Source organism: Psychrobacter halodurans (assembly GCF_017498075.1).
Lineage (GTDB): Bacteria > Pseudomonadota > Gammaproteobacteria > Pseudomonadales > Moraxellaceae > Psychrobacter > Psychrobacter celer.
Window position 1 is genome coordinate 23,180 of the sequence record NZ_JAGBKN010000010.1, and the last position, 19,287, is coordinate 42,466.

Genomic DNA, 19,287 nt, shown 5'->3' on the forward strand with positions numbered 1-19,287 from the left:
AGGACTCAAAAACTAAGCACCGGCAAACATTGGTAAGTCGGCAGCGTTACGACCGCCATAACTGCTAGCAAGGGCGGTAAATGCTTGAGAAATATCAAAGTCCGACTGTAAGTCGTGTTCACTGAGCACAAAGCTGTCGACGCCCACACGCAATAAGTAAGCAATTTGATCACGGCCAAATGCGCCAGCGACCCGAATCTCACCTTGATAGGCCAGCTGGCGCAGCGTTTGAGCGAAGCTAAAGCCGCGACCATCCGCGAATTTGGGCACATGTATGACGATAAGCGTCTGCTTTAATAGCAGCTCACTCAGTGCGGTCAGCGCCTCTGTGTCGCTATCCGCAGTCACCCATAGGCCAGTACGGCTACTGTGCTGGGCAATCAGATCATACACTTCTTTCACCAACCCCGTTGCCATCGCCCCTGAGCCGTCCAACAGATCGGCCAGCGGCACAAGCACATCAGGTTTTTCTTGTTTTTGCAGCAGCTCAAGTAGCGTAAGCTCTATCGAAGCGATACCATCTGGCAGCGTATCTGTGGCGAGAGCATGCCAGCTGTCTTGAGCGCTAATATCGACGCCGCTACTATCCAAAATATGGTGATTAGCCATAGACCTTCTCCTTAAAGGGATCAATACCGACACGCTCGACCAATTCGCCAAAGCTCTCGACATCATTGTCCGTGGTGGCTCGCAGCTCGACATAGACATCGACGATCTGTTGAATGGTATCCGCCACCGCTTCGGTAGGGACGGAGCGGCCAAGTATTTTGCCCAGCTTGGCATCGTTGCTTGAATTACCGCCAAGGCTGATTTGATACCAGTTTTCGCCTTTTTTATCGACGCCGAGGATGCCGATATCGCCGGTATGATGGTGCGCGCAAGCATTGATACAACCCGACATATTCAGACGAATATCACCAAGATCGTAGAGGTAGTCCAAATCGCTAAACTGCTTTTCGATTTGCTCAGCGATATTGTGGGTGGTGGCATTGGCCAGTGAGCAATAGTCCCAGCCTGGGCAGACGATCATATCGGTTAAGGTATTGATATTGGGACGCGCCAGATGCAGGTCGGTCAGCTTTTGCCATAGCTCATACAGCTGATTGGTTTGCACGTCAGCGAAGACCAGGTTTTGCTGATAAGTGCCACGCAGCTCGCCAAAGCTGTATTGGTCCGCAAGGTCAGCGAGTGCGTCCATTTGGGTATGGGTGACATCACCTGATGGGACGTATTTACCATCGACGAGACCTGCCTTTAGGGAGATAACAATCGCTCGGTAGCCTGCGATTTTATGGGCCACGGTGTTTTGGTTGTACCAATTGGCAAAGTCTTTATCCGCACTTAATTGCTGCTGCAAATCAGATTGCGCTTGCAGTGCATCAAATTCTTTATAATCAGGCTCACTAAAAAAACTGCTGGCATGTTCAAAGTTGGCATCTGTCAGCGTTAATGGTCCGTCTTTGGTATGCGCCTCCCACTCAGCATCGACCAATTTGGCAAAGGCAGGGCCGCCCAAGGTATCAACCAAAATTTTGATACGTGAGCGGTATTTACTGCCTTTATCACGGCGACCATGCAGGTTATAAACCCGCAAAATAGCGTCTAGATAGCTAAGTAGATGCTGACGGGGCAAGAATTTATTGATGACTTTGCCAAGCACAGGAATACGACCAAGACCGCCGCCGACCAAGACTTCAAAGCCAAGCTCGCCGTCTTCGTTTTTCTTGAGATGCAGACCAATGTCATGTACACGGGTGGCCGCACGATCATTTTCCGTGCCAATGACGGCAATCTTGAATTTACGCGGCAAAAAAGCAAACTCAGGATGAAAGGTCGACCACTGACGAATGATTTCGCAATACGGACGTGGGTCGGCAATCTCATTTTGATGAATACCAGCATAAGGGTCGGTGGTGGTATTGCGAATACAGTTGCCTGAGGTTTGGATAGAATGCATCTGTACTGAGGCCAGCTCCGCCAAAATATCGGGCACTTCTTCTAGCTTTGGCCAGTTTAGCTGCATATTGGTACGGGTGGTAAAGTGGCCGTAGCCTTTGTCGTATTTGCGGGTAATCTCAGCCAATTTGCGCAACTGGTAGCTGGCAAGTAGCCCATAAGGAATGGCAATACGCAGCATAGGCGCATAGCGCTGGATATACAGACCGTTTTGTAGACGCAGCGGTAAGTACTGCTCCTCGGCAAGCTCGCCTGCCAAAAATCGCTCGGTTTGGTCACGAAACTGGGCGACTCGTTCTTCTACCAAGGTTTGGTCAGCGTAATTATATTGATACATGACGTAATCTCAATTTTGTTTTAAACATAAATGCGGCGACGAAAATGATTTGCGTGTGTACTGTTTTTTTGTGCCCTAAACTAAAAGGTGTCGCAAGGTCAATCATTGAATCATTGAGTGTCACATCATATAAGTTTGCCTCTATAAACATAAATTCCTTTAAGACATATCCATATCCAAAGTCAGCATAAATTTTCATAATCAAAGTTCGGTAGCCTATGCCTATTCGATTTATTCGCTGCTATAAGGTTAAAAACATGACATGTACTACTACACCTAACCAGACATCAAAACTTGTACCGCCACATGGCAGCAAGGAGCTTAAGCCATTATTGCTAAAAGGTGAGGCGCGCCATCAAGCACTAAAACTTGCCAGCACCTTGCCGACGATTACGTTAAGCTCACGTGAGCGTGGCGATTTGATCATGCTCGGTATTGGCGGTTTTACGCCGCTAAATGGTTTTATGAATCAGGCCGACTGGCAAGGGGTGGTCGATGACATGCGTCTGCAAAGCGGTGACAATGCTGGCTTGTTCTGGCCGATTCCGATCACTTTGTCGGCACCGAAGGCGACGGCCGATAGCTTGAGTCAAGGCGATAAAGTAGCACTGGTGGCAAAAGACGGCGAGATTATGGGTATCTTGACGGTAGAAGAGAGCTATACCATTGACAAAGCCCATGAATGCCAGCAAGTCTTTACCACCACCGACAGCGAGCATCCAGGTGTACAGCAAGTGCTCAATCAAGGCGAGGTCAATATCGCAGGTAGTGTCGAGGTATTGAGTGAAGGCGAGTTCCCAACCTTATACCCTGAGATTTATAAAACCCCAGCGGAAACTCGTGCTATCTTGGACGCCAAAGGCTGGAAGACGGTCGCCGCCTTCCAAACTCGCAACCCAATGCACCGCTCACACGAATATTTGGCCAAGATTGCCATTGAAATCTGTGATGGGGTATTGATTCATTCACTACTTGGTGCCTTAAAGCCTGGCGACATCCCAGCTGAGGTACGCCAAGAGGCCATCAAAACCTTGATTGACAATTACTTTAAGAAAGATACCGTCATTCAGGCAGGCTATCCGCTCGATATGCGTTATGCTGGGCCACGTGAGGCGCTTCTGCATGCGGTATTCCGTCAAAACTACGGTTGTAGCCATCTTATTGTCGGCCGTGATCACGCTGGTGTCGGTGATTATTATGGCGCCTTTGATGCGCAGACGATCTTTGAATATGTCGGTAAAGACGACCTCATTACTCAGCCATTAAAAATTGGCTGGACGTTTTGGTGTAATGCTTGTAGCGCTATGGCGTCCGATAAGACTTGCCCGCATGATGCCTCTGAGCATGTGAAAGTATCAGGCACCAAGCTGCGTAAGGCGCTATCAGAGGATCTCGAAGTCCCCGACAACTTCAGCCGTCCAGAAGTGCTAGAGATTTTGCGTAATTACTATGCCGGTATCGCAAAAGACCAACGTGCTGAGGTCAAGTTAACTGGTGCATCTGCGGTATAGAGCAAAATTGATTGTTGATAAACATTACTCATAAAAAAAGGTGGCAGAGTATAAATCTGGCACCTTTTTTTATTCGTTATTAAAGATTGGCAGTTCAACAATAATACGTTTAGGTCAGATCCAAATCGCTTGAAAGCTTCTGATAGTCGCCAACTAGCGTACCGCCACCTGAGCAAAATTGATTGAGTGCGTATTTGTTTTGGCTATCAATGGTCAACATCCCATCTTTAAACTGAAAAAACGCCGTGCTGTCATTGACCTTGGTTTGAAAAATCACACCGTGCGCTTTGTCTTGACCCATTAAGCTGGCGGTGCCATTAAAATGGCAGGTCGGGTTTTTTATATCGCTACGTGCACGCACCTTGATATCGATCTGCTCATTGCCCGCCGACCTTACCATCACGCCCACCCAGTCATAGCCTTGGCTGCGATTTTCATAACCTGCATCGGCATAATCGCCAACTACTGCCTGCATCATAGGCGCAGCTGCTTGCTCGGGCTGAGTGATGGGCGTGTTTGGCATGACGGGTGTCACGTTGTTGCAGGCGCTTAAGCCCAGCATGGTGATGGCGGCTGTCCCTGCTGCCAATATACGAGAAAAACGAGTCGAAGATGCGGTCATTTAAGTACCTTTTAAGGCTGTGATAAGAGTGGGTAAACATTTAATAAAGATAGTAGCGCTTAGCGACTGGCTCGTCTATAGCTCAAGCAATACCATAACTTACTTAACAGTATCTGCTAATTGCTCTATTTGTTCTGTGCTCAGCTATATTTTATAAACGCTTGATAAGGCTGCTTTTATCCTTTGGTTATTCCCTTTTGGCAATACCATACGCATATTCATCATTAAACATAATAAGATGGCGCTGTTAGCATAGCTGCATTACTTAATAGACATTTTTGAGGAAAATATGACATACGCCGCCCCATATCAACAAAAAAGTAAAACACGTAGCGCTTTAAGCATTGCAGGTATAGCCTTGAGCTTAGGTCTGGCTGGCTGCAGCAATAATGATGCAGTCGACACCACCGCAAACGCTGATGATACGGCGGCTACAGATGGTCAAAACATCGAGCTGCTCAACGTCTCTTATGACGTTGCCCGTAATTTTTATAAAGATTACAACCCGCTATTTGTAGAGCACTACCAAAGCGAGCACCCAAATAGCACCATCACAGTCAAGCAGTCGCATGGCGGCTCAAGTAAGCAAGCCTTGTCGGTGGCCAATGGTCTACAAGCCGACGTTGCCACTATGAACCAAGGCTCGGATATTGAGCTACTAGAAAAAGAGGGCTTGGTTGAGTCAGACTGGGAATCGAAGTTTTCTGATAATGCGGTACCTTTTACCAGCACCATCGTGTTTTTGGTGCGTAAAGACAATCCAAAAGGCATCAATGACTGGGAAGATTTGACTCAAGACGGTCTTGAGATCGTTATGGCCAATCCAAAAGTCACGGGCAATGGTCGCTATGCCTTCTTAGGCGCTTATGGTTATGGTCTGCATGCGTTTAATAACGAAGAGGCGCCAGCCAAAAACTACGTAAAAGAGATGCTCAAAAACGTCAAAGTCTACGAAAATGGTGGCCGTGCGGCAACCACAACCTTTGTGCAGCGCGGTATTGGCGATGTTTTAGTAACCTTTGAAAACGAAGCCAACTTGGCAGCGACTGATTTTGGTGCCGGTCAAGTGGACATCGTCTATCCAAAATACTCGATCAAGTCAGAAAGCCCTGTGGCCATTGTAAAAGCCGTCACGGACAAAAAAGGCACCACTGATGCAGCAAAAGCCTACTTGAACTATTTGTGGAGCGAGCCGGCCCAGCAATTGGCTGCTGACTTATATCTGCGTCCAAGCGTACAAAGCGTACTCGATAAAAACAGTGACAAACTGCCACCGGTTGAGACTTTCCGTCCAAATGATACTTTTGGCTCATGGGATGAGATCATGGGCACTTACTTTAGTGACAATGGCGTCTTTGATCAATTAGCGATCAATGCACCGCAGTAAACAGTAAGCACCGCAGTAAACAGTAAGCACTGCAGTAAACAATGAGCAGCACAGTACCTAGAGCGATACTCTAGCGCAAGAGAAGCCGTGGTAAACAAAAAAAGGACATGGTCATCTACACCATGTCCTTTATACCGTAAGCTCAGCTGACCTAGCATAATCATCATTAAGTAGATTGCTCAATATTTTGTTACGTACCATTCGTTAGGCAATAGGACATCACTATGAGTGCAACCTCTTCATCCGCCCACAAAGCTCCTGCCAAAAAAGGCTGGCTGACCCGTATGTGTCAGCGCAACGTGCTGCCAGGGTTTGGGCTGAGCATGGGTATCACGGTTTTTAGCTTATCGCTATTGGTGGTACTGCCGTTTGCCATGATGGCCTATACCACGACGCAAATGGGCTGGACGGGATTTTGGCAGGCCATCAGCCAACCGCAGGTGACGTCTGCGATCAAGCTGAGCTTATGGATGGCGTTTGCAGCGATGCTGACCAATATGGTGTTTGGTACCTTGGTCGCTTGGGTGCTGGTGCGTTATGAGTTTTGGGGCAAATCCTTAATCAATGCCTTGGTTGATTTGCCGTTTGCACTGCCAACAGCGGTCACTGGAATCTCGCTTGCCACTCTGTATGCGCCCAACGGCCTAATCGGCCAATGGTTTGCCAAGTTTGATATTCAAGTGGCCTTTACGCCTTTAGGTATTTGGCTGGCTTTGGTGGTGGTCAGCTTTCCGTTCATCGTGCGGGCGGTGCAGCCGGTACTCGCTGAGCTGTCGGTTGAGTTTGAAGAGGCGGCGGCGGTACTGGGCGCCAATCGCTTGACCACGTTTTGCAAAGTGATCTTGCCTGAGCTGATGCCAGCCCTACTGATGGGCGCTGGGATGATGTTTGCCCGTGCGACAGGTGAGTATGGCTCGGTGATTTTTATCGCCGGCAACATCCCGATGGAAACTGAAATTTTGCCGCTGATTATCATCAGTAAGCTGGAGCAGTTCGATGTTGGGGGCGCATCAGCCGTGGCACTATTTATGTTGCTGATTTCATTTACCATCTTATTGACCATCAATATCGTACAGTGGAAACTGTCTCGCCGCGTAGGAGCTCGCTGATATGCAGATATCCAATAGCTATGATTACCAAAGCAATCCTGCGACCAAAGACACACCGTGGATACGTCGCACCTTTATCACTATTGCTGTGCTGTTTATGGTGGTGATGCTGGTCGTGCCGCTACTTGCGGTGTTTTATGAAGCCTTTAAAAACGGCTGGCAGCTGTATGTTGCTTCCTTGGTCGATCCTGAGGCTTTACAAGCGATTAAGCTGACCTTGATCACTGCCGGTATCGTGTTGCCGATCAATATGGTGATGGGTATCGCAATTGCTTGGCTGGTGACACGTTATCAGTTTAAAGGTAAGCAGCTGGTCACCACCTTGCTTGATTTGCCATTTTCGGTATCACCTGTGGTCGCAGGCCTCATGTTTGTGTTGTTATTTGGTCTCAACTCTACTGTGGGCGGCTGGCTTGAGAGTATGGGTTTTCAGGTGATATATGCGGTGCCAGGCATTGTATTGGCGACATTATTTGTCACCTTCCCATTTGTGGCACGTGAGCTGATTCCATTGATGCAGACGCAAGGCGACAGTGAGGAGCAAGCGGCGCTGACATTGGGCGCAAGTGGTTGGCAGACTTTTTGGCATGTCACCTTGCCCAATATCAAATGGGCACTGCTTTATGGTTTGATTTTGACCAATGCTCGAGCGATGGGCGAGTTTGGTGCAGTCAGCGTAGTGTCCGGTCATATTCGCGGTGAGACCAATACCATGCCGCTGCTGGTCGAGATTGCTTATAACGATTATAACTTTACCGCCGCTTTTGCTTTATCAAGCCTGCTTGCGGCACTGGCGCTGGTGACACTACTGATTCAGCAGGTCATGACCAAGATGCAAGCGCGCAAGTTTGCCAAATCGGCACGTCTTGCGGCTGCGCCTGAGCTACCAGTGAGCGCCAATGCTACCAATGCGGCCGACACCTATAAGACGGCGGCGCAGGCAGCTAAGAGCTCGGGAAACGTGTAAACAGCTGACGGCCTATACGAAAGATTGATTACCACAACGCTGTCGCCAGCATAGAGGCTGCCACGATAAGCAAAAGTGAATAAGAGACACGATTATGAGTATTGAGATTCGCAACGTTAATAAAAAATTTGGCAGTTTTACCGCCTTAGACAATATCAATATCACCGTACCGACTGGCAAACTAACCACTTTGCTTGGGCCATCAGGTTGCGGTAAGACCACCTTGCTGCGTATCATCGCCGGTCTTGAGTATGCCGATTCAGGGCAGATATTATTTGATGACTTGGATGTGACCAACACCCCAGTACAAAAGCGTCATATCGGCTTTATGTTTCAGCACTATGCATTATTTCGCCATAAAAACATCGCCGACAACGTCGCTTTTGGTTTGACGCTGTTACCAAAAAACAAGCGTCCTAGCAATGCCGATATCAATAAGCGTGTAAATGAGCTATTAGAGTTGGTGCAATTGCCCCAAGTCGCCAACGCCTATCCACATCAGCTCTCTGGTGGACAGCGCCAGCGGATTGCACTGGCACGAGCTTTGGCAGTCAAGCCTAAGTTATTATTGCTTGATGAACCATTTGGCGCACTCGATGCCAAGGTACGTAAAGAGCTGCGCACGTGGCTAAAAAATATCCACCATGAGCTGGGTATCACCAGCATCATGGTCACTCATGACCAAGAAGAGGCAAGGGCGGTGTCAGATGAGATCGTGGTGATGAACCATGGACGAGTAGAGCAGGTGGGCACCTCAGAGGCATTGATACACCAGCCGGCCAATGCCTTTGTCAGCGACTTTTTAGATCTGGCTTAATTGGATACGGCAAACACGTCAGTATCTGCGCACCAGTTGGTGCATAAGCGATAAAACGCCATAAAAAAACCTATACAATTATAGGTCTTTTTTTATGGCGTCATGCCCATCTTATCTACTAGGCAAGCTTCATATCTGCATCCAACGATGTCTGCTCATGCGTGATCTCTAAGATCTCTTGACACCACTCTGGCAAGTCATCCGCGACCTCGTACCACATCCAAGTCCCATCACGCACACAGCTTAAGATACCCAGTTTTTTTAGGTGATTTAGATGGCGTGAGATGGTTGGCTGCGGCTGATCCAATATCTCAACCAACTCGCCCACACAGCGTGCTTCTTTTTTAAAAAGAATTTGAAATATTTTTAGACGAGTCGGATCAGATAAGACTTTAAACAAATCAATAGGTCGTATCATAAAGTTATTATCAGACATAGCATAATTCCAATAGGGCGTTGTTAATAGGGGGTCAATATAACAGCAGTCGTCAATAAAATCGATTAAAAATTGAGCCAAATTACAGTTCGTCGTTAATTTACTACCTTTGATACCATTCGGTTACATCGATACTTATATTTAGTTACATGAATTTATTTTTCAGGATATCTGTCTGTATTTATTTACTGCGTAGTCAAAGATAGGGTGATAAATGCAGCAAACACTATTGAAAATGATAATAGTTATCGTTATGATATACCTATCACGTAAAGGAGCCAATCTATGTACGTATGTATCTGTAATGACGTAAAAGACAAGCAAATCAAAGCAGCGATCGCTTCGGGTGTCGATACGCTCGAAGGCCTAAAAGACACGCTCGATGTGGCGACTTGTTGCGGCTGCTGTGAGCCTATGGTCAACGACTTTCTAGACGAACATCATGCCAAGCTCGATGCGCTGGCTTATGCAGTGTAGGGTAGCCCCAGAAACCACTCCATTTTTTTCCTGCGTATACCTCTTGCACCACCATCCTTTCACGCAATCTCTACCTCACGTACTGCCTCTATCTAATATACTGGTTGATGACGCGCTCATCAGCCATGCTAGTTAATTATGATTCTCAATTAGCATCTTATTCTTAGTTCATAACATTACAAGCGCTAGCACCTCTATATGCTACTATATCTGTCTGATATTGTAAGAAGTCTGACGGACTTTAATCTTTACTAAGCAGTTTACCAATAACGCTTTTATTATATGCAATATTGTGAATGTAATCTGCGAGACAACAATAGGAGTATGGGTGATGATAGGTAGCCAGAAAGTCATTGATTATTTAAATTTTTTATTGGGCGGCGAGCTTGCTGCGCGTGATCAGTATTTTATTCATTCAGAAATGTATGCTGAATGGCACTACGGCAAGCTATACGACCGCATTCATCATGAAATGGAAGATGAGACCTTGCACGCGCAGGCCATTATCCGCCGTGTTTTGATGCTTGGCGGCACGCCAAAGATGAGCGTTGATGAGATCAACATCGGTAGCACCGTCCCTGAGATGCTACAGTTTGACCTTGATTTAGAGTATCAAGTACAGCAGCACCTAAAAGACGGTATTGCGCTGTGTGAAGAAGAGCACGATTATGTCACCCGCGAGATGTTGGTCGAGCAGCTCAAAGATACCGAAGAAGATCATGCACATTGGTTAGAGCAGCAGCTGCGCCTTATCGATATGATCGGTCTGCCAAATTATCTACAAAGCCAGATGGCAGAAGTGTCTCCTGATATTGTCTAGTATCGTCACAGCTATATTAAGCTGCAATATTTAGAGCACCTATCAATAGATTGAATAGAGTAGGGAGAGAGAAGATGAAAGGGGATAAAGAGGTCATTCGCGCCTTAAATAAAGTACTCGGACAGTCATTAATTGCTATCAATCAGTATTTTTTGCATGCGCGTATTGCTCGTCACTGGGGGCTTGAAGCATTAAACGAGCATCTTTATAAGCAGTCTATCGCTGAGATGAAGTGGTCAGATGATTTGATTGCGCGTATCTTATTATTAGGTGGTCTGCCAAACTTGCAAGATTATGGCAAGATGTTCCTTGCAGAAGACGTGCCTGAGATGATTGAGTGCAACCTGCGTTTAGAAAAGCAAAAATTCACTATTATCACTGAGGCAATTACCTTATGTGAAGAAAAGCGCGATTATGTATCACGCCAGCTATTGGTCACGCTAAAAGATGGTAATGAGGAATATGACGACTGGCTGGAGACTCAAGAAGACTTAATACAAAGTATCGGGGTTGAGCGTTATATCCAGTCACAAATGCATGACGACGACGCACTATAGTTAGCCACTCTTGACTGACACTTGCCAGCTTGTTTTTTGAGTATCTTTTAAGATATAGCAAAGGGCAAGCTGGTATTTTTATGTCTATAAAACAGGTGTTTATAATAATAAAGCGCTAAGACAACTATCGATTGCTTGTTGCCTGTGAGACGTACCTAACATAAGCCCTAATATAAACCGCGACCATCTTCAGGTTTGAGCCGTAAAAAATACAGCCCTGATAAAATGGTCAAAATTCCCAGTATCCAATAAGTCGTTTGAAACGCCGCCAGCGTGTCTAGTCCAAAGCGCTCACGTAATAGGTTGAGCACCGCTGCCCCAAAGGCAATACCAAAGCCAATTGCTAGCTGCTGATTGACTGCCATAAGGCTATTGCCGCTACTGGTCTGCGCGCCTTCCAAATCACCAATGGTAATGGTGTTCATCGCGCTAAACTGCATAGAGTTACACGCGCCCATCAAGATAAGCAGCGGGATAAACCATAACCAATTATCAGGGTCGTTGAACTGCGCCAATAAGATGATGAGTATACCGATGAGTAGGGTGTTTAACACCAAAACTTTGCGATAGCTAAAACGCTGGATGATTTTGCTGACCCAAGGCTTAATACCGATAGCACCAATAGCGATAGGCGCAAGCAGCCAGCCTGCCTGTGAGGGCGAATACTCAAACACCACTTGTAATAATAATGGCAGTAAGAACGGCACAGCACTGATGCCCAAACGGGTAAATAAATTGCCCGTGATGCCGATACGAAAGGTGCGAATATCAAATAGGCTCAGTGGAAACAAAGGCGCGGGGCGGCGTTTGGCATGTGCCACATAAGCGCCTAGCAATACGCTGGCGGCCACCGCTAGCAGCAGACCATACATGCCGCGGCCTACCTGCGAGCCAAACTCTACGGCGAGAGTAAATCCGCATGCCGCAGCGGCAAACAGCCCAAAGCCTAACCAATCAAGGCGCTGGGTGTCTTCAAACAACGCAGGCACCAATTTTTTGCCCATAACAAACCCTAAAACACCCATCGGAATATTGATCAAAAATATCCAATGCCAACTGGCATACTGGACGATATAGCCGCCCAGCACCGGCCCCACGAGCGGCGCGACCAAGGCCGGTATCACGGCAAAGTTCATGACAGTTAGTAGCTTGTTGCGCGGATAAGACTTGACTAATATCAAGCGCGCAACAGGCGTCATCATCGCCCCGCCAATACCTTGTATCACCCGTGAGCCTATCAGAAAATCCAACGTGGGCGAGGCTGCGCACAGTAGCGAGCCAATAGAAAAAACAACAATGGCAGTCAAAAATATACGCCGCGTACCGTATTTGTCCGCCAAAAAGCCACTGATAGGGATAAAAATCGCCAACGTCAGCGCATAACTGATCACCGCCCATTGCATTTTTAGTGGCGACTCGCCGAGAGCTTGTGCCATCTGCGGCAGCGAGGTATTTAAGATAGTCGCATCTAATATCTGCATAAACAGCGCCACCGCTAACACGTAGGGTAGGTATTTATCTTGCGTTGGGGTTAGCGTTACCATGTGACTCTCATTGGATATTGGGTGTTAATCAGCAAATGATCTGTTTATTCGCGAGCGAAGCAGCCACAGCCGATAAGTGGCACAAGCTGGGTAGTATAAGAAACAGCGGCATATAATAACAGTGAATCAAAGTAACGATAAATAGCAACGATAAACAGTAGCAATAAAAGAAGGCGATAAAAAACAGACATCGCCGCACAAAAAGCAACCATCAAAAACTGCATTCAGAGCTAACCACAAGTTTAGAACCTAGGCGCTGGTATGGTCAAAAAGCGCTTATTTACAAGAGAGGGCTTTAATATCAAGGCAGAGTGTCGTTATAGTAATGACTGATACATCTTAAATAAAAATAGCCGACACCCAATGGAGAGATAATAGGAACTGAACAACCCATTAACCACCTAGGGACTAATACCTCAGTACCAATTACCTCAGTACCAATAAATAATAGACATCAATATTCGATAGTAAGGAGATATGATGAAACAAAACAATCACCATAGCACGCATGCTGATAACAACAGCACAAGTACAGCAACCGCCGCCTACGTCCCGCCCAAAGTATGGGTGCAAGACAAAGACAATGGCGGCAAGTTTGCCGGTATTAATCGGCCGACCGCTGGCGCGCGCCACGAGCAAGTGCTGCCGGTGGGCGGCGCGCCGTTGCAGCTGTATTCACTCAACACCCCTAACGGCGTCAAGGTCAACATCCTCTTAGAAGAGCTGGCTGAGCTGGGCGTCAAAGGTGCTGAGTATGATGCGTATAAAATTGATATCTCTGAGGGCGATCAGTTTGGCTCAGGGTTTGTAGACATAAACCCAAACTCAAAGATTCCCGCCTTGGTCGATCGCTTGCATGATGAGGCGGACGAGCCTATCGCTATCTTTGAGTCGGGCGCTATCATGATGTATCTAGCCGAAAAATTTGGCAAGTTTATTCCGCTATCTTTAGGCAAGGCGCGCGCCGATTGTCTGTCTTGGGTCATGTGGCAGATGGGCAGTGCGCCGTTTTTAGGCGGCGGGTTTGGGCATTTTTACGCATATGCACCTGAGCCTTTAGAGTATCCGATCAACCGCTATACGATGGAGACCAAACGGCAGCTTGATGTGCTAGATAAGCATTTAAAAGACCACAGCTATATGTGCGGTAATGATGACAGCGATTACAACATCGCTGATATGATTATTTGGGCATGGTATGGACAATTGGTGCTTGGCAAGCTCTATGATGCGGCTGAATTCTTACAAGTCGATGAATATCAGCATGTCAAACGCTGGGCTCAAAATATCGCTGAGCGTCCAGCGGTCAAGCGCGCTGTAGACTTGAGCTTAAAACCTATCAATCAATAACCGTATTTATACCAGTAACACAGAGCATATCAGCATCTCGATTTTATGCCAAATTGATTATTGTTAGAGCAATAGGGCTGATAAGTGATGACTTATCGGCCTTTTTTCGATTTCTCAATACTTACTACGCTGTTTTAGATAGCACTTGTCATTCTATATTCATATATGCTTATATTGTAATAGCAGTATATTTATCTAATTACATAATGGTACATTAGTACAACAGATAGAAACATTGATACGTTAAGATAGCATGTCGCCACATTTATAACAGGTGCGTAGACATCGTCTATTAATGGATAGCGACTATGAAGGATGATATCAAGCTAGGAGGCTTTAGCAACTTCTGCCAAGCTCAGCAGCGGCGGATGTTGCATATGCGTATGTTACATAGCAGCGAGCAAGACAGCAGACCAAACCCTGTGGCTGGCGTGACTGGTCTTATGTTAGGTAGTGAGCTGCCTATATCCAGACATTATCTCATTCCTAAAACAACAAAACTTTTTAAAAAAATAACAAAGATACTTTTATTTATGATAAAAAACACCCTCTCATTTTCTCAGTTTATTCATCTTCCTATACCCTTGGTCGCTGCTATCGGTGCCGCTGTCGTTAGTACAGCCAGCATGGCGGCAGGCGGCGGTATCGAGTTTACCAGTCAAGACTGGCAGGTATCTTGTGATAACACCCGCACTTGCCGGCTGGCAGGCTATCAAGCAGAAAACAACAGTGAGTTTCCAGTCTCGGTGCTACTGGTACGCCGCGCTGGGGCAAATGCAGATGTCGATGGCAAAATCAAGCTGGGCGGCGCCAAAGAAAGCTCCTCAAAGGCGTTGATGCAGCTTGGCAGCCGTCACCGTATATCACTGCTGATCAATGGCAGAGATTATGGCGAGACTCGGCCTTTTTCTGCTGCCGCTGGCAACGCTGAGCTGACCGCCACGCAAGTCAATGCGCTATTAGAGGCATTGACCAAATCGAGTAAGATTGAGCTGGTTTTGCGCAACTCCCGCTGGCAGTTGTCGGATAAAGGGGCCAGCGCTGTCATGCTCAAGGCCGATGAGTTTCAGGGGCGAGTGGGGACGCCGAGCGCTTTTATTAAGGCTGAAGGCACCGCCAAACCCAATAGCAGTGTCTTGGCGCCCAAGCCTGCACCAAAGCTAAGGTTTGTCGCTCCCAACCCGAAAGCTGTGCCCAGCCGTCAACGAAAATTCGTCATGAGATCGTCCCAGCTTACCGCGCTGATGAAAGAGACCTTAAAAGATGCTGATCGCGACTGCCCACACTTAGATGATAAGTCGCCATGGCGGGTCAGCCGCTTAAACAACTCTCAATTACTCGCGCAGCATGATTGCTGGGTGAGTGCCTATAATGCAGGCAGCGGCGTTTGGGTCCTTAATGACAAAAAACCTTATAAGCCGACCTTGGTGACCACCAGTGCCACCAGCTATGACAAAGGCAAGCTAAGCTCGGTACAAAAAGGCCGCGGTATCGGCGACTGTATCAGTCAGGTTGATTGGCTATGGACGGGCAGGGCGTTTGAAAAAAGCCATGAAAGCACCACCGGACTGTGCCGTATGATCGAGGCGGGCGGCGCGTGGCAGCTGCCGACCTATGTCACGGAGGTAAAAATAGGCAAATAATACGATATTGCAAAAAATAGCTACAGATAGTTTTTTATTGTGCTATACTACGTCGCCACGAAAGCTTAGGCTTTTGTGAATTATGAGATTGATAACATCGCCTGCGATTTTGGGTCTAGGATTGACCATGAGTAATTGTTGCCGATGATTTTGTGTACTTAAATAACGTTTTTATCGTTGTTTTTGACTCATATCTTATCTACTGAATCATCACGATGGTTTGGATTGGTTGTTGTTTTCGATTATCTGCTTTGGACAAAGCATTGATAATACGCTGATAGCAAGCAAGGATAAGACACTCGGCACTACCACCAAAATACGTCAGACAGCACGCACGCATTTATGATAGAAGCTTGGCTTGAATCGCTTAGCTTCTAACGATCGATATCGTTATATGATTCGATGGTAGCTCATAAAGGCGGTGTGGTGAACGGTTATCAGTGGTATGCATCAAGCTTGCTGAATGTACAGCATCTTATACTTACCCAAGGATTCTCATGACTGATATCTTATCTGCCATCGCCGCTGAAAACGGCATCATCGAAAGCACCGATACGCCAAACACTGACACCTCTAACACGGACGCTACTGCTCAAGCAGCAACAGACGCGGCCTCAGAAGACAAAACAACTTTTAGCGATCTTAATATTGCCAAGCCGATTTTGACCGCGCTTGATCGCATCGGTTATACCAATCCAACACCTATCCAAGAACAAGCCATTCCTTTTGCCCTACAAGGTCGCGACCTATTGTTGTCTGCGCAAACCGGTAGTGGTAAGACCGCCGCTTTTGTTATCCCTGTACTCGATCGCCTAAGCCGTGCCACCAGCTTTGATAAGCTCACCAAAGCCCTTATCCTAACGCCAACGCGCGAGCTTGCTCAGCAAGTACATGACAGCGTGCGCACGTACTCAAAAGACATGCGCGGTTTGTTCTGCGTGCCATTGGTCGGCGGCGCGCCTTACAACGGTCAAATCACCGCCCTACGTAAAGGTGTACAGGTCATCGTCGCCACGCCTGGTCGTTTGCTTGACCATATCAAAGCAGGCCGTGTGGATTTATCAAACCTTGAAGTGTTGGTATTAGATGAAGCGGACCGTATGCTTGACATGGGTTTTGCTGATGACATCAGTGATATCTTAAGCGCCGCGCCAACCGATCGTCAGACGATCATGTGTTCAGCCACTTGGGATGGTCCTGTCGGCAAAATCGCTGCCAGCTTTACCAAAAACCCTGAGCGCGTGTCTATCAAGGTAGAGTCAGCACATATCGAAGAAAAAGTATACTACTGTGATGATTTTGATCACAAAAACAGATTGCTTGATAAAGTGGTTTGCCAACCAGAGATGGACCAAATCATTATCTTTGCCGCGACCAAACGCAGCACAGAAAAACTGGCCAAATCGCTACAAGAGCAAGGCCACAAAGCCAGCTTTTTACATGGCGACTTGCCACAAAGCAAGCGTAACCGTATCGTGCAAGACTTGCGTAATGGTAAATGCAAAATCCTAGTAGCGACTGATGTTGCTGCCCGTGGTCTTGACGTGCCAGCCATCTCACACGTCATCAACTACGACTTACCGCGTCAAACAGAAGACTACGTGCACCGTATCGGCCGCTGTGGCCGTGCAGGTCGTACCGGTGTTGCCATCAGCCTATGCAGTATGGATGATCGCCCACAGTTAAACGCCATCAATCGCTACTTAGATCGTCAGATGGAAGTGTGCGTCATCGAAGGCATGGAGCCTAAGAAAACCTACGTACCAAGCGAAAACAAAGGACGCGGTCGTGGCCGTGGTCGCGGACGCTCTAACGGTGGTGGTCAAGGCCGTGGCCGCTCAAGCGGTGGCTATGCTGGCAAATCTACTGGCGGTGGCCGTGGTCGCTCAAACGATCGCGCAGCAACAGGCCAGCGCGCCAGCAATGACAGTGGCTACCAAGGCAAGCCGCGCAGCTCATCTGGCAAACCAAATGAGCGCTCAGGCGGTAAGCCATATCAGGGCAAGCGTAGTGGCCCAAGCCGCGGCGATGGCAATAGCGCCCCACGCGGTGACCGTGCAGCCACAGGCCGTGGTCGTCCAAGTGGTAGTCAAGGCCGCCCAGCGGGTCGCTCTGATAACCGTGGCCAAGGTCGTCCAAACGGCGGCAACCGTGGTAAAAACTCGTAATACAGCGCCATAATATTGCTGGCGTTGATGACACTGTGATATATAGCGGTATAAAACTCGCCCAATACAAAAAAGCCAGATACGTGTTATCTGGCTTTTTTGTGGCTATAGATAAGGACTAAATGGTGTTGGCTATTTAATAACCACCCATCATCAAACAAATAGGATAAACGCGGGTGAATGCAGAATCCTTGCTTGCACCTATTTTTTGCCTTGTCTATACTGACGGGCTTTGATTAATCGTACACTCGGAGGCCTCTGATGCCCGCCACCTCAAGTTTAGCAATCGATAGCCTGCCATTAGCCTTTGGTATTATCATGGCCATTATCGGTTTGGTATTTTATACCCAAGGGCTGCCTGGTAAATTTTGGCGACGTTTTTATGCCGTACTGCCCGGTATCGTTCTATGCTGCTTTATACCCGCAACGCTTAACAGCTTAGGGGTGTTTGCAGACGGTGTCGGCTCGCAGATTTATGGCTTTACCGCCACTTACCTGTTGCCAGCCAGCTTGCTGCTGATGACCCTGTCGATGGATGTGCCCAAGATATTGGGTCTAGGCTGGAAAGCCATTGCCATGTTTTTTGCCGCCAGTATCGCCATTATCATCAGTGGTCCGATCAGCTTAGGCATCGCCAAATGGGTGTCACCCAGTATGTTTAGTAATGATACCTTGTGGCGTGGGTTTTCGGCGGTGGCGGGCAGCTGGATCGGCGGCGCGGCCAACCAAGCGGCGATGAAAGAGCTGTTTGGGGTCAGTGATGACTTGTTTGGCATGATGATTCTGGTCGATACCACCAACGCCTCGCTATGGTTACTCGCGATACTTATTATGGCCAAGCACAGCGATAAAATTGATAAATTATTAAAAGCCGATAGCAGCAGTATCGACAAAGTCATCACCGCAGTTGAGAACTATGAGCGTCACCATGCGCGGCCTGCGACACTCAATGACCTCATGGTGATGTTTGGTCTGTGCTTTGCCATGGTGGGCGTGGCGCACTTTTTGGGCGGCCAAATCGCAGGGTTTTTCGCGCCTTATAGCTGGGCGGTGCAGTACAGCTTTGCCAGTAGCTTCTTTTGGATGGTGGTCATCATTACCATCATAGGGGTGATCTTCTCTTTTACCAAAATTCGCCGGCTTGATCATGTGGGCGCTTCCAAAATCGGTACAGTATTTATCTTTGTACTTATCGCGGCTATCGGCATGCAAATCAATCTAGCCGGTATTGTCTCGCAGTGGCGGCTATTACTCATCGGTCTCTTATGGATGAGTATTCACGTCGTCATTATCTTTGCTGTCGCAAGGCTCATTCGTGCGCCGTTTTTCTTTTTGGCTGTGGGCTCTAATGCCAATACTGGCGGCGCATCCTCAGCTCCGATTGTCGCTACCGCCTTTCATCCATCACTCGCACCAGTGGGAGTGTTTTTGGGTATTCTTGGCTATGCAGTCGGTACCTTTGGCGGCTATATCAGCACGCAGATGATGCGGCTGGTGGTGGGTTAAGGTTAAAAATATCCCTAGGTTGCTAACAGGTATCATTTCATAACAAAAAGTCGACTTAATTGTCGGCTTTTTAATTATAC

General features: G+C 47.5%; 16 protein-coding genes and 1 pseudogene. 12 read left to right on the top strand and 5 right to left on the bottom strand.

Annotated features, from left to right (window positions below; all coding sequences use genetic code 11):
• Positions 1-12: 12 nt before the first annotated feature.
• On the bottom strand, positions 13-609 hold the full coding sequence (locus tag J3491_RS06180) for a DUF934 domain-containing protein (RefSeq protein ID WP_207969532.1): 597 nt from the start codon (positions 607-609) through the stop codon (positions 13-15).
• Positions 602-2,293, bottom strand: coding sequence for a nitrite/sulfite reductase (locus J3491_RS06185; RefSeq protein ID WP_207969533.1), 1,692 nt, complete (start codon positions 2,291-2,293; stop codon positions 602-604). Before J3491_RS06185 ends, J3491_RS06180 begins: the two co-directional genes overlap by 8 nt.
• 257 nt (positions 2,294-2,550) lie before the next feature.
• Here J3491_RS06185 and sat point away from each other — a divergent pair, with 257 nt between their 5' ends.
• Complete coding sequence (gene sat / locus J3491_RS06190) at positions 2,551-3,804, top strand: sulfate adenylyltransferase (protein ID WP_207969534.1); 1,254 nt, start codon at positions 2,551-2,553, stop codon at positions 3,802-3,804.
• 109 nt (positions 3,805-3,913) lie between these two features.
• Here the strand turns inward: sat and J3491_RS06195 are convergent, their stop codons facing one another.
• The gene (locus tag J3491_RS06195; protein WP_207969535.1) at positions 3,914-4,426 is read right to left on the bottom strand and encodes a hypothetical protein; all 513 of its coding nucleotides are present in this window, start codon (positions 4,424-4,426) and stop codon (positions 3,914-3,916) included.
• A 289-nt stretch (positions 4,427-4,715) separates the two neighbouring features.
• Here J3491_RS06195 and J3491_RS06200 point away from each other — a divergent pair, with 289 nt between their 5' ends.
• The 4 genes and pseudogenes from J3491_RS06200 to J3491_RS06215 form a co-directional block, all read left to right on the top strand.
• Positions 4,716-5,813, top strand: a complete 1,098-nt coding sequence (locus J3491_RS06200) for a sulfate ABC transporter substrate-binding protein (RefSeq protein ID WP_207969536.1) — start codon at positions 4,716-4,718, stop codon at positions 5,811-5,813.
• A gap of 224 nt (positions 5,814-6,037) precedes the next feature.
• Positions 6,038-6,922 carry a sulfate ABC transporter permease subunit CysT gene (cysT, locus tag J3491_RS06205; RefSeq protein WP_243456179.1) on the top strand — a complete coding sequence of 295 codons (885 nt, stop codon included), beginning with the start codon at positions 6,038-6,040 and terminating at the stop codon, positions 6,920-6,922.
• A 1-nt stretch (position 6,923) separates the two neighbouring features.
• A complete protein-coding gene (gene cysW / locus J3491_RS06210) occupies positions 6,924-7,889 on the top strand; it encodes a sulfate ABC transporter permease subunit CysW (protein WP_075100854.1) in 966 nt (321 codons plus the stop codon).
• A 94-nt stretch (positions 7,890-7,983) separates the two neighbouring features.
• Positions 7,984-8,703, top strand: a pseudogene (locus J3491_RS06215) (sulfate/molybdate ABC transporter ATP-binding protein); the annotation flags it as partial.
• A gap of 121 nt (positions 8,704-8,824) precedes the next feature.
• Here the strand turns inward: J3491_RS06215 and J3491_RS06220 are convergent.
• Positions 8,825-9,142 (bottom strand): ArsR/SmtB family transcription factor, encoded by a 318-nt coding sequence (locus J3491_RS06220; protein ID WP_100749628.1) that lies wholly within the window; start codon positions 9,140-9,142, stop codon positions 8,825-8,827.
• Positions 9,143-9,427: 285 nt separating this feature from the next.
• Here J3491_RS06220 and J3491_RS06225 point away from each other — a divergent pair, with 285 nt between their 5' ends.
• From J3491_RS06225 to bfr (J3491_RS06235), 3 genes are all read left to right on the top strand, one after another.
• Complete coding sequence (locus tag J3491_RS06225) at positions 9,428-9,619, top strand: (2Fe-2S)-binding protein (RefSeq protein ID WP_075100851.1); 192 nt, start codon at positions 9,428-9,430, stop codon at positions 9,617-9,619.
• A gap of 331 nt (positions 9,620-9,950) precedes the next feature.
• Positions 9,951-10,439, top strand: coding sequence for a bacterioferritin (bfr, locus tag J3491_RS06230; protein WP_100749627.1), 489 nt, complete (start codon positions 9,951-9,953; stop codon positions 10,437-10,439).
• Between the two features lie 74 nt (positions 10,440-10,513).
• Positions 10,514-10,996, top strand: coding sequence for a bacterioferritin (gene bfr / locus J3491_RS06235; RefSeq protein WP_207969538.1), 483 nt, complete (start codon positions 10,514-10,516; stop codon positions 10,994-10,996).
• 167 nt (positions 10,997-11,163) lie between these two features.
• On the opposite strand, the gene J3491_RS06240 is transcribed toward bfr (J3491_RS06235), so the two are convergent.
• A complete protein-coding gene (locus tag J3491_RS06240) occupies positions 11,164-12,540 on the bottom strand; it encodes a DHA2 family efflux MFS transporter permease subunit (RefSeq protein WP_207969539.1) in 1,377 nt (458 codons plus the stop codon).
• Between the two features lie 480 nt (positions 12,541-13,020).
• On the opposite strand from J3491_RS06240, the gene yghU reads away from it, so the two are divergent.
• From yghU to J3491_RS06260, 4 genes are all read left to right on the top strand, one after another.
• Complete coding sequence (gene yghU / locus J3491_RS06245) at positions 13,021-13,890, top strand: glutathione-dependent disulfide-bond oxidoreductase (RefSeq protein ID WP_207969540.1); 870 nt, start codon at positions 13,021-13,023, stop codon at positions 13,888-13,890.
• Between the two features lie 533 nt (positions 13,891-14,423).
• Positions 14,424-15,533: a DUF1176 domain-containing protein gene (locus J3491_RS06250; RefSeq protein ID WP_243456181.1), complete on the top strand. Its 1,110-nt coding sequence runs from the start codon at positions 14,424-14,426 to the stop codon at positions 15,531-15,533.
• 497 nt (positions 15,534-16,030) lie between these two features.
• Positions 16,031-17,701, top strand: coding sequence for a DEAD/DEAH box helicase CsdA (csdA, locus tag J3491_RS06255; RefSeq protein WP_207969541.1), 1,671 nt, complete (start codon positions 16,031-16,033; stop codon positions 17,699-17,701).
• Between the two features lie 261 nt (positions 17,702-17,962).
• Positions 17,963-19,207, top strand: coding sequence for a DUF819 family protein (locus J3491_RS06260; protein ID WP_207969542.1), 1,245 nt, complete (start codon positions 17,963-17,965; stop codon positions 19,205-19,207).
• Positions 19,208-19,287 lie beyond the last annotated feature (80 nt).

What these genes read in the sequence shown, in the direction of transcription:
- J3491_RS06250 (WP_243456181.1), top strand. Translation starts at nt 14,424, where the DNA reads ATGATAAAAAACACCCTCTCATTTTCTCAGTTTATTCATCTTCCTATA.
- yghU (WP_207969540.1), top strand. Translation starts at nt 13,021, where the DNA reads ATGAAACAAAACAATCACCATAGCACGCATGCTGATAACAACAGCACA.
- bfr (WP_100749627.1), top strand. Translation starts at nt 9,951, where the DNA reads ATGATAGGTAGCCAGAAAGTCATTGATTATTTAAATTTTTTATTGGGC.
- J3491_RS06180 (WP_207969532.1), bottom strand. Translation starts at nt 609, where the DNA reads ATGGCTAATCACCATATTTTGGATAGTAGCGGCGTCGATATTAGCGCT.
- csdA (WP_207969541.1), top strand. Translation starts at nt 16,031, where the DNA reads ATGACTGATATCTTATCTGCCATCGCCGCTGAAAACGGCATCATCGAA.
- J3491_RS06240 (WP_207969539.1), bottom strand. Translation starts at nt 12,540, where the DNA reads ATGGTAACGCTAACCCCAACGCAAGATAAATACCTACCCTACGTGTTA.
- bfr (WP_207969538.1), top strand. Translation starts at nt 10,514, where the DNA reads ATGAAAGGGGATAAAGAGGTCATTCGCGCCTTAAATAAAGTACTCGGA.
- J3491_RS06260 (WP_207969542.1), top strand. Translation starts at nt 17,963, where the DNA reads ATGCCCGCCACCTCAAGTTTAGCAATCGATAGCCTGCCATTAGCCTTT.
- J3491_RS06195 (WP_207969535.1), bottom strand. Translation starts at nt 4,426, where the DNA reads ATGACCGCATCTTCGACTCGTTTTTCTCGTATATTGGCAGCAGGGACA.
- J3491_RS06200 (WP_207969536.1), top strand. Translation starts at nt 4,716, where the DNA reads ATGACATACGCCGCCCCATATCAACAAAAAAGTAAAACACGTAGCGCT.
- cysW (WP_075100854.1), top strand. Translation starts at nt 6,924, where the DNA reads ATGCAGATATCCAATAGCTATGATTACCAAAGCAATCCTGCGACCAAA.
- J3491_RS06225 (WP_075100851.1), top strand. Translation starts at nt 9,428, where the DNA reads ATGTACGTATGTATCTGTAATGACGTAAAAGACAAGCAAATCAAAGCA.
- J3491_RS06185 (WP_207969533.1), bottom strand. Translation starts at nt 2,293, where the DNA reads ATGTATCAATATAATTACGCTGACCAAACCTTGGTAGAAGAACGAGTC.
- cysT (WP_243456179.1), top strand. Translation starts at nt 6,038, where the DNA reads ATGAGTGCAACCTCTTCATCCGCCCACAAAGCTCCTGCCAAAAAAGGC.
- J3491_RS06220 (WP_100749628.1), bottom strand. Translation starts at nt 9,142, where the DNA reads ATGTCTGATAATAACTTTATGATACGACCTATTGATTTGTTTAAAGTC.
- sat (WP_207969534.1), top strand. Translation starts at nt 2,551, where the DNA reads ATGACATGTACTACTACACCTAACCAGACATCAAAACTTGTACCGCCA.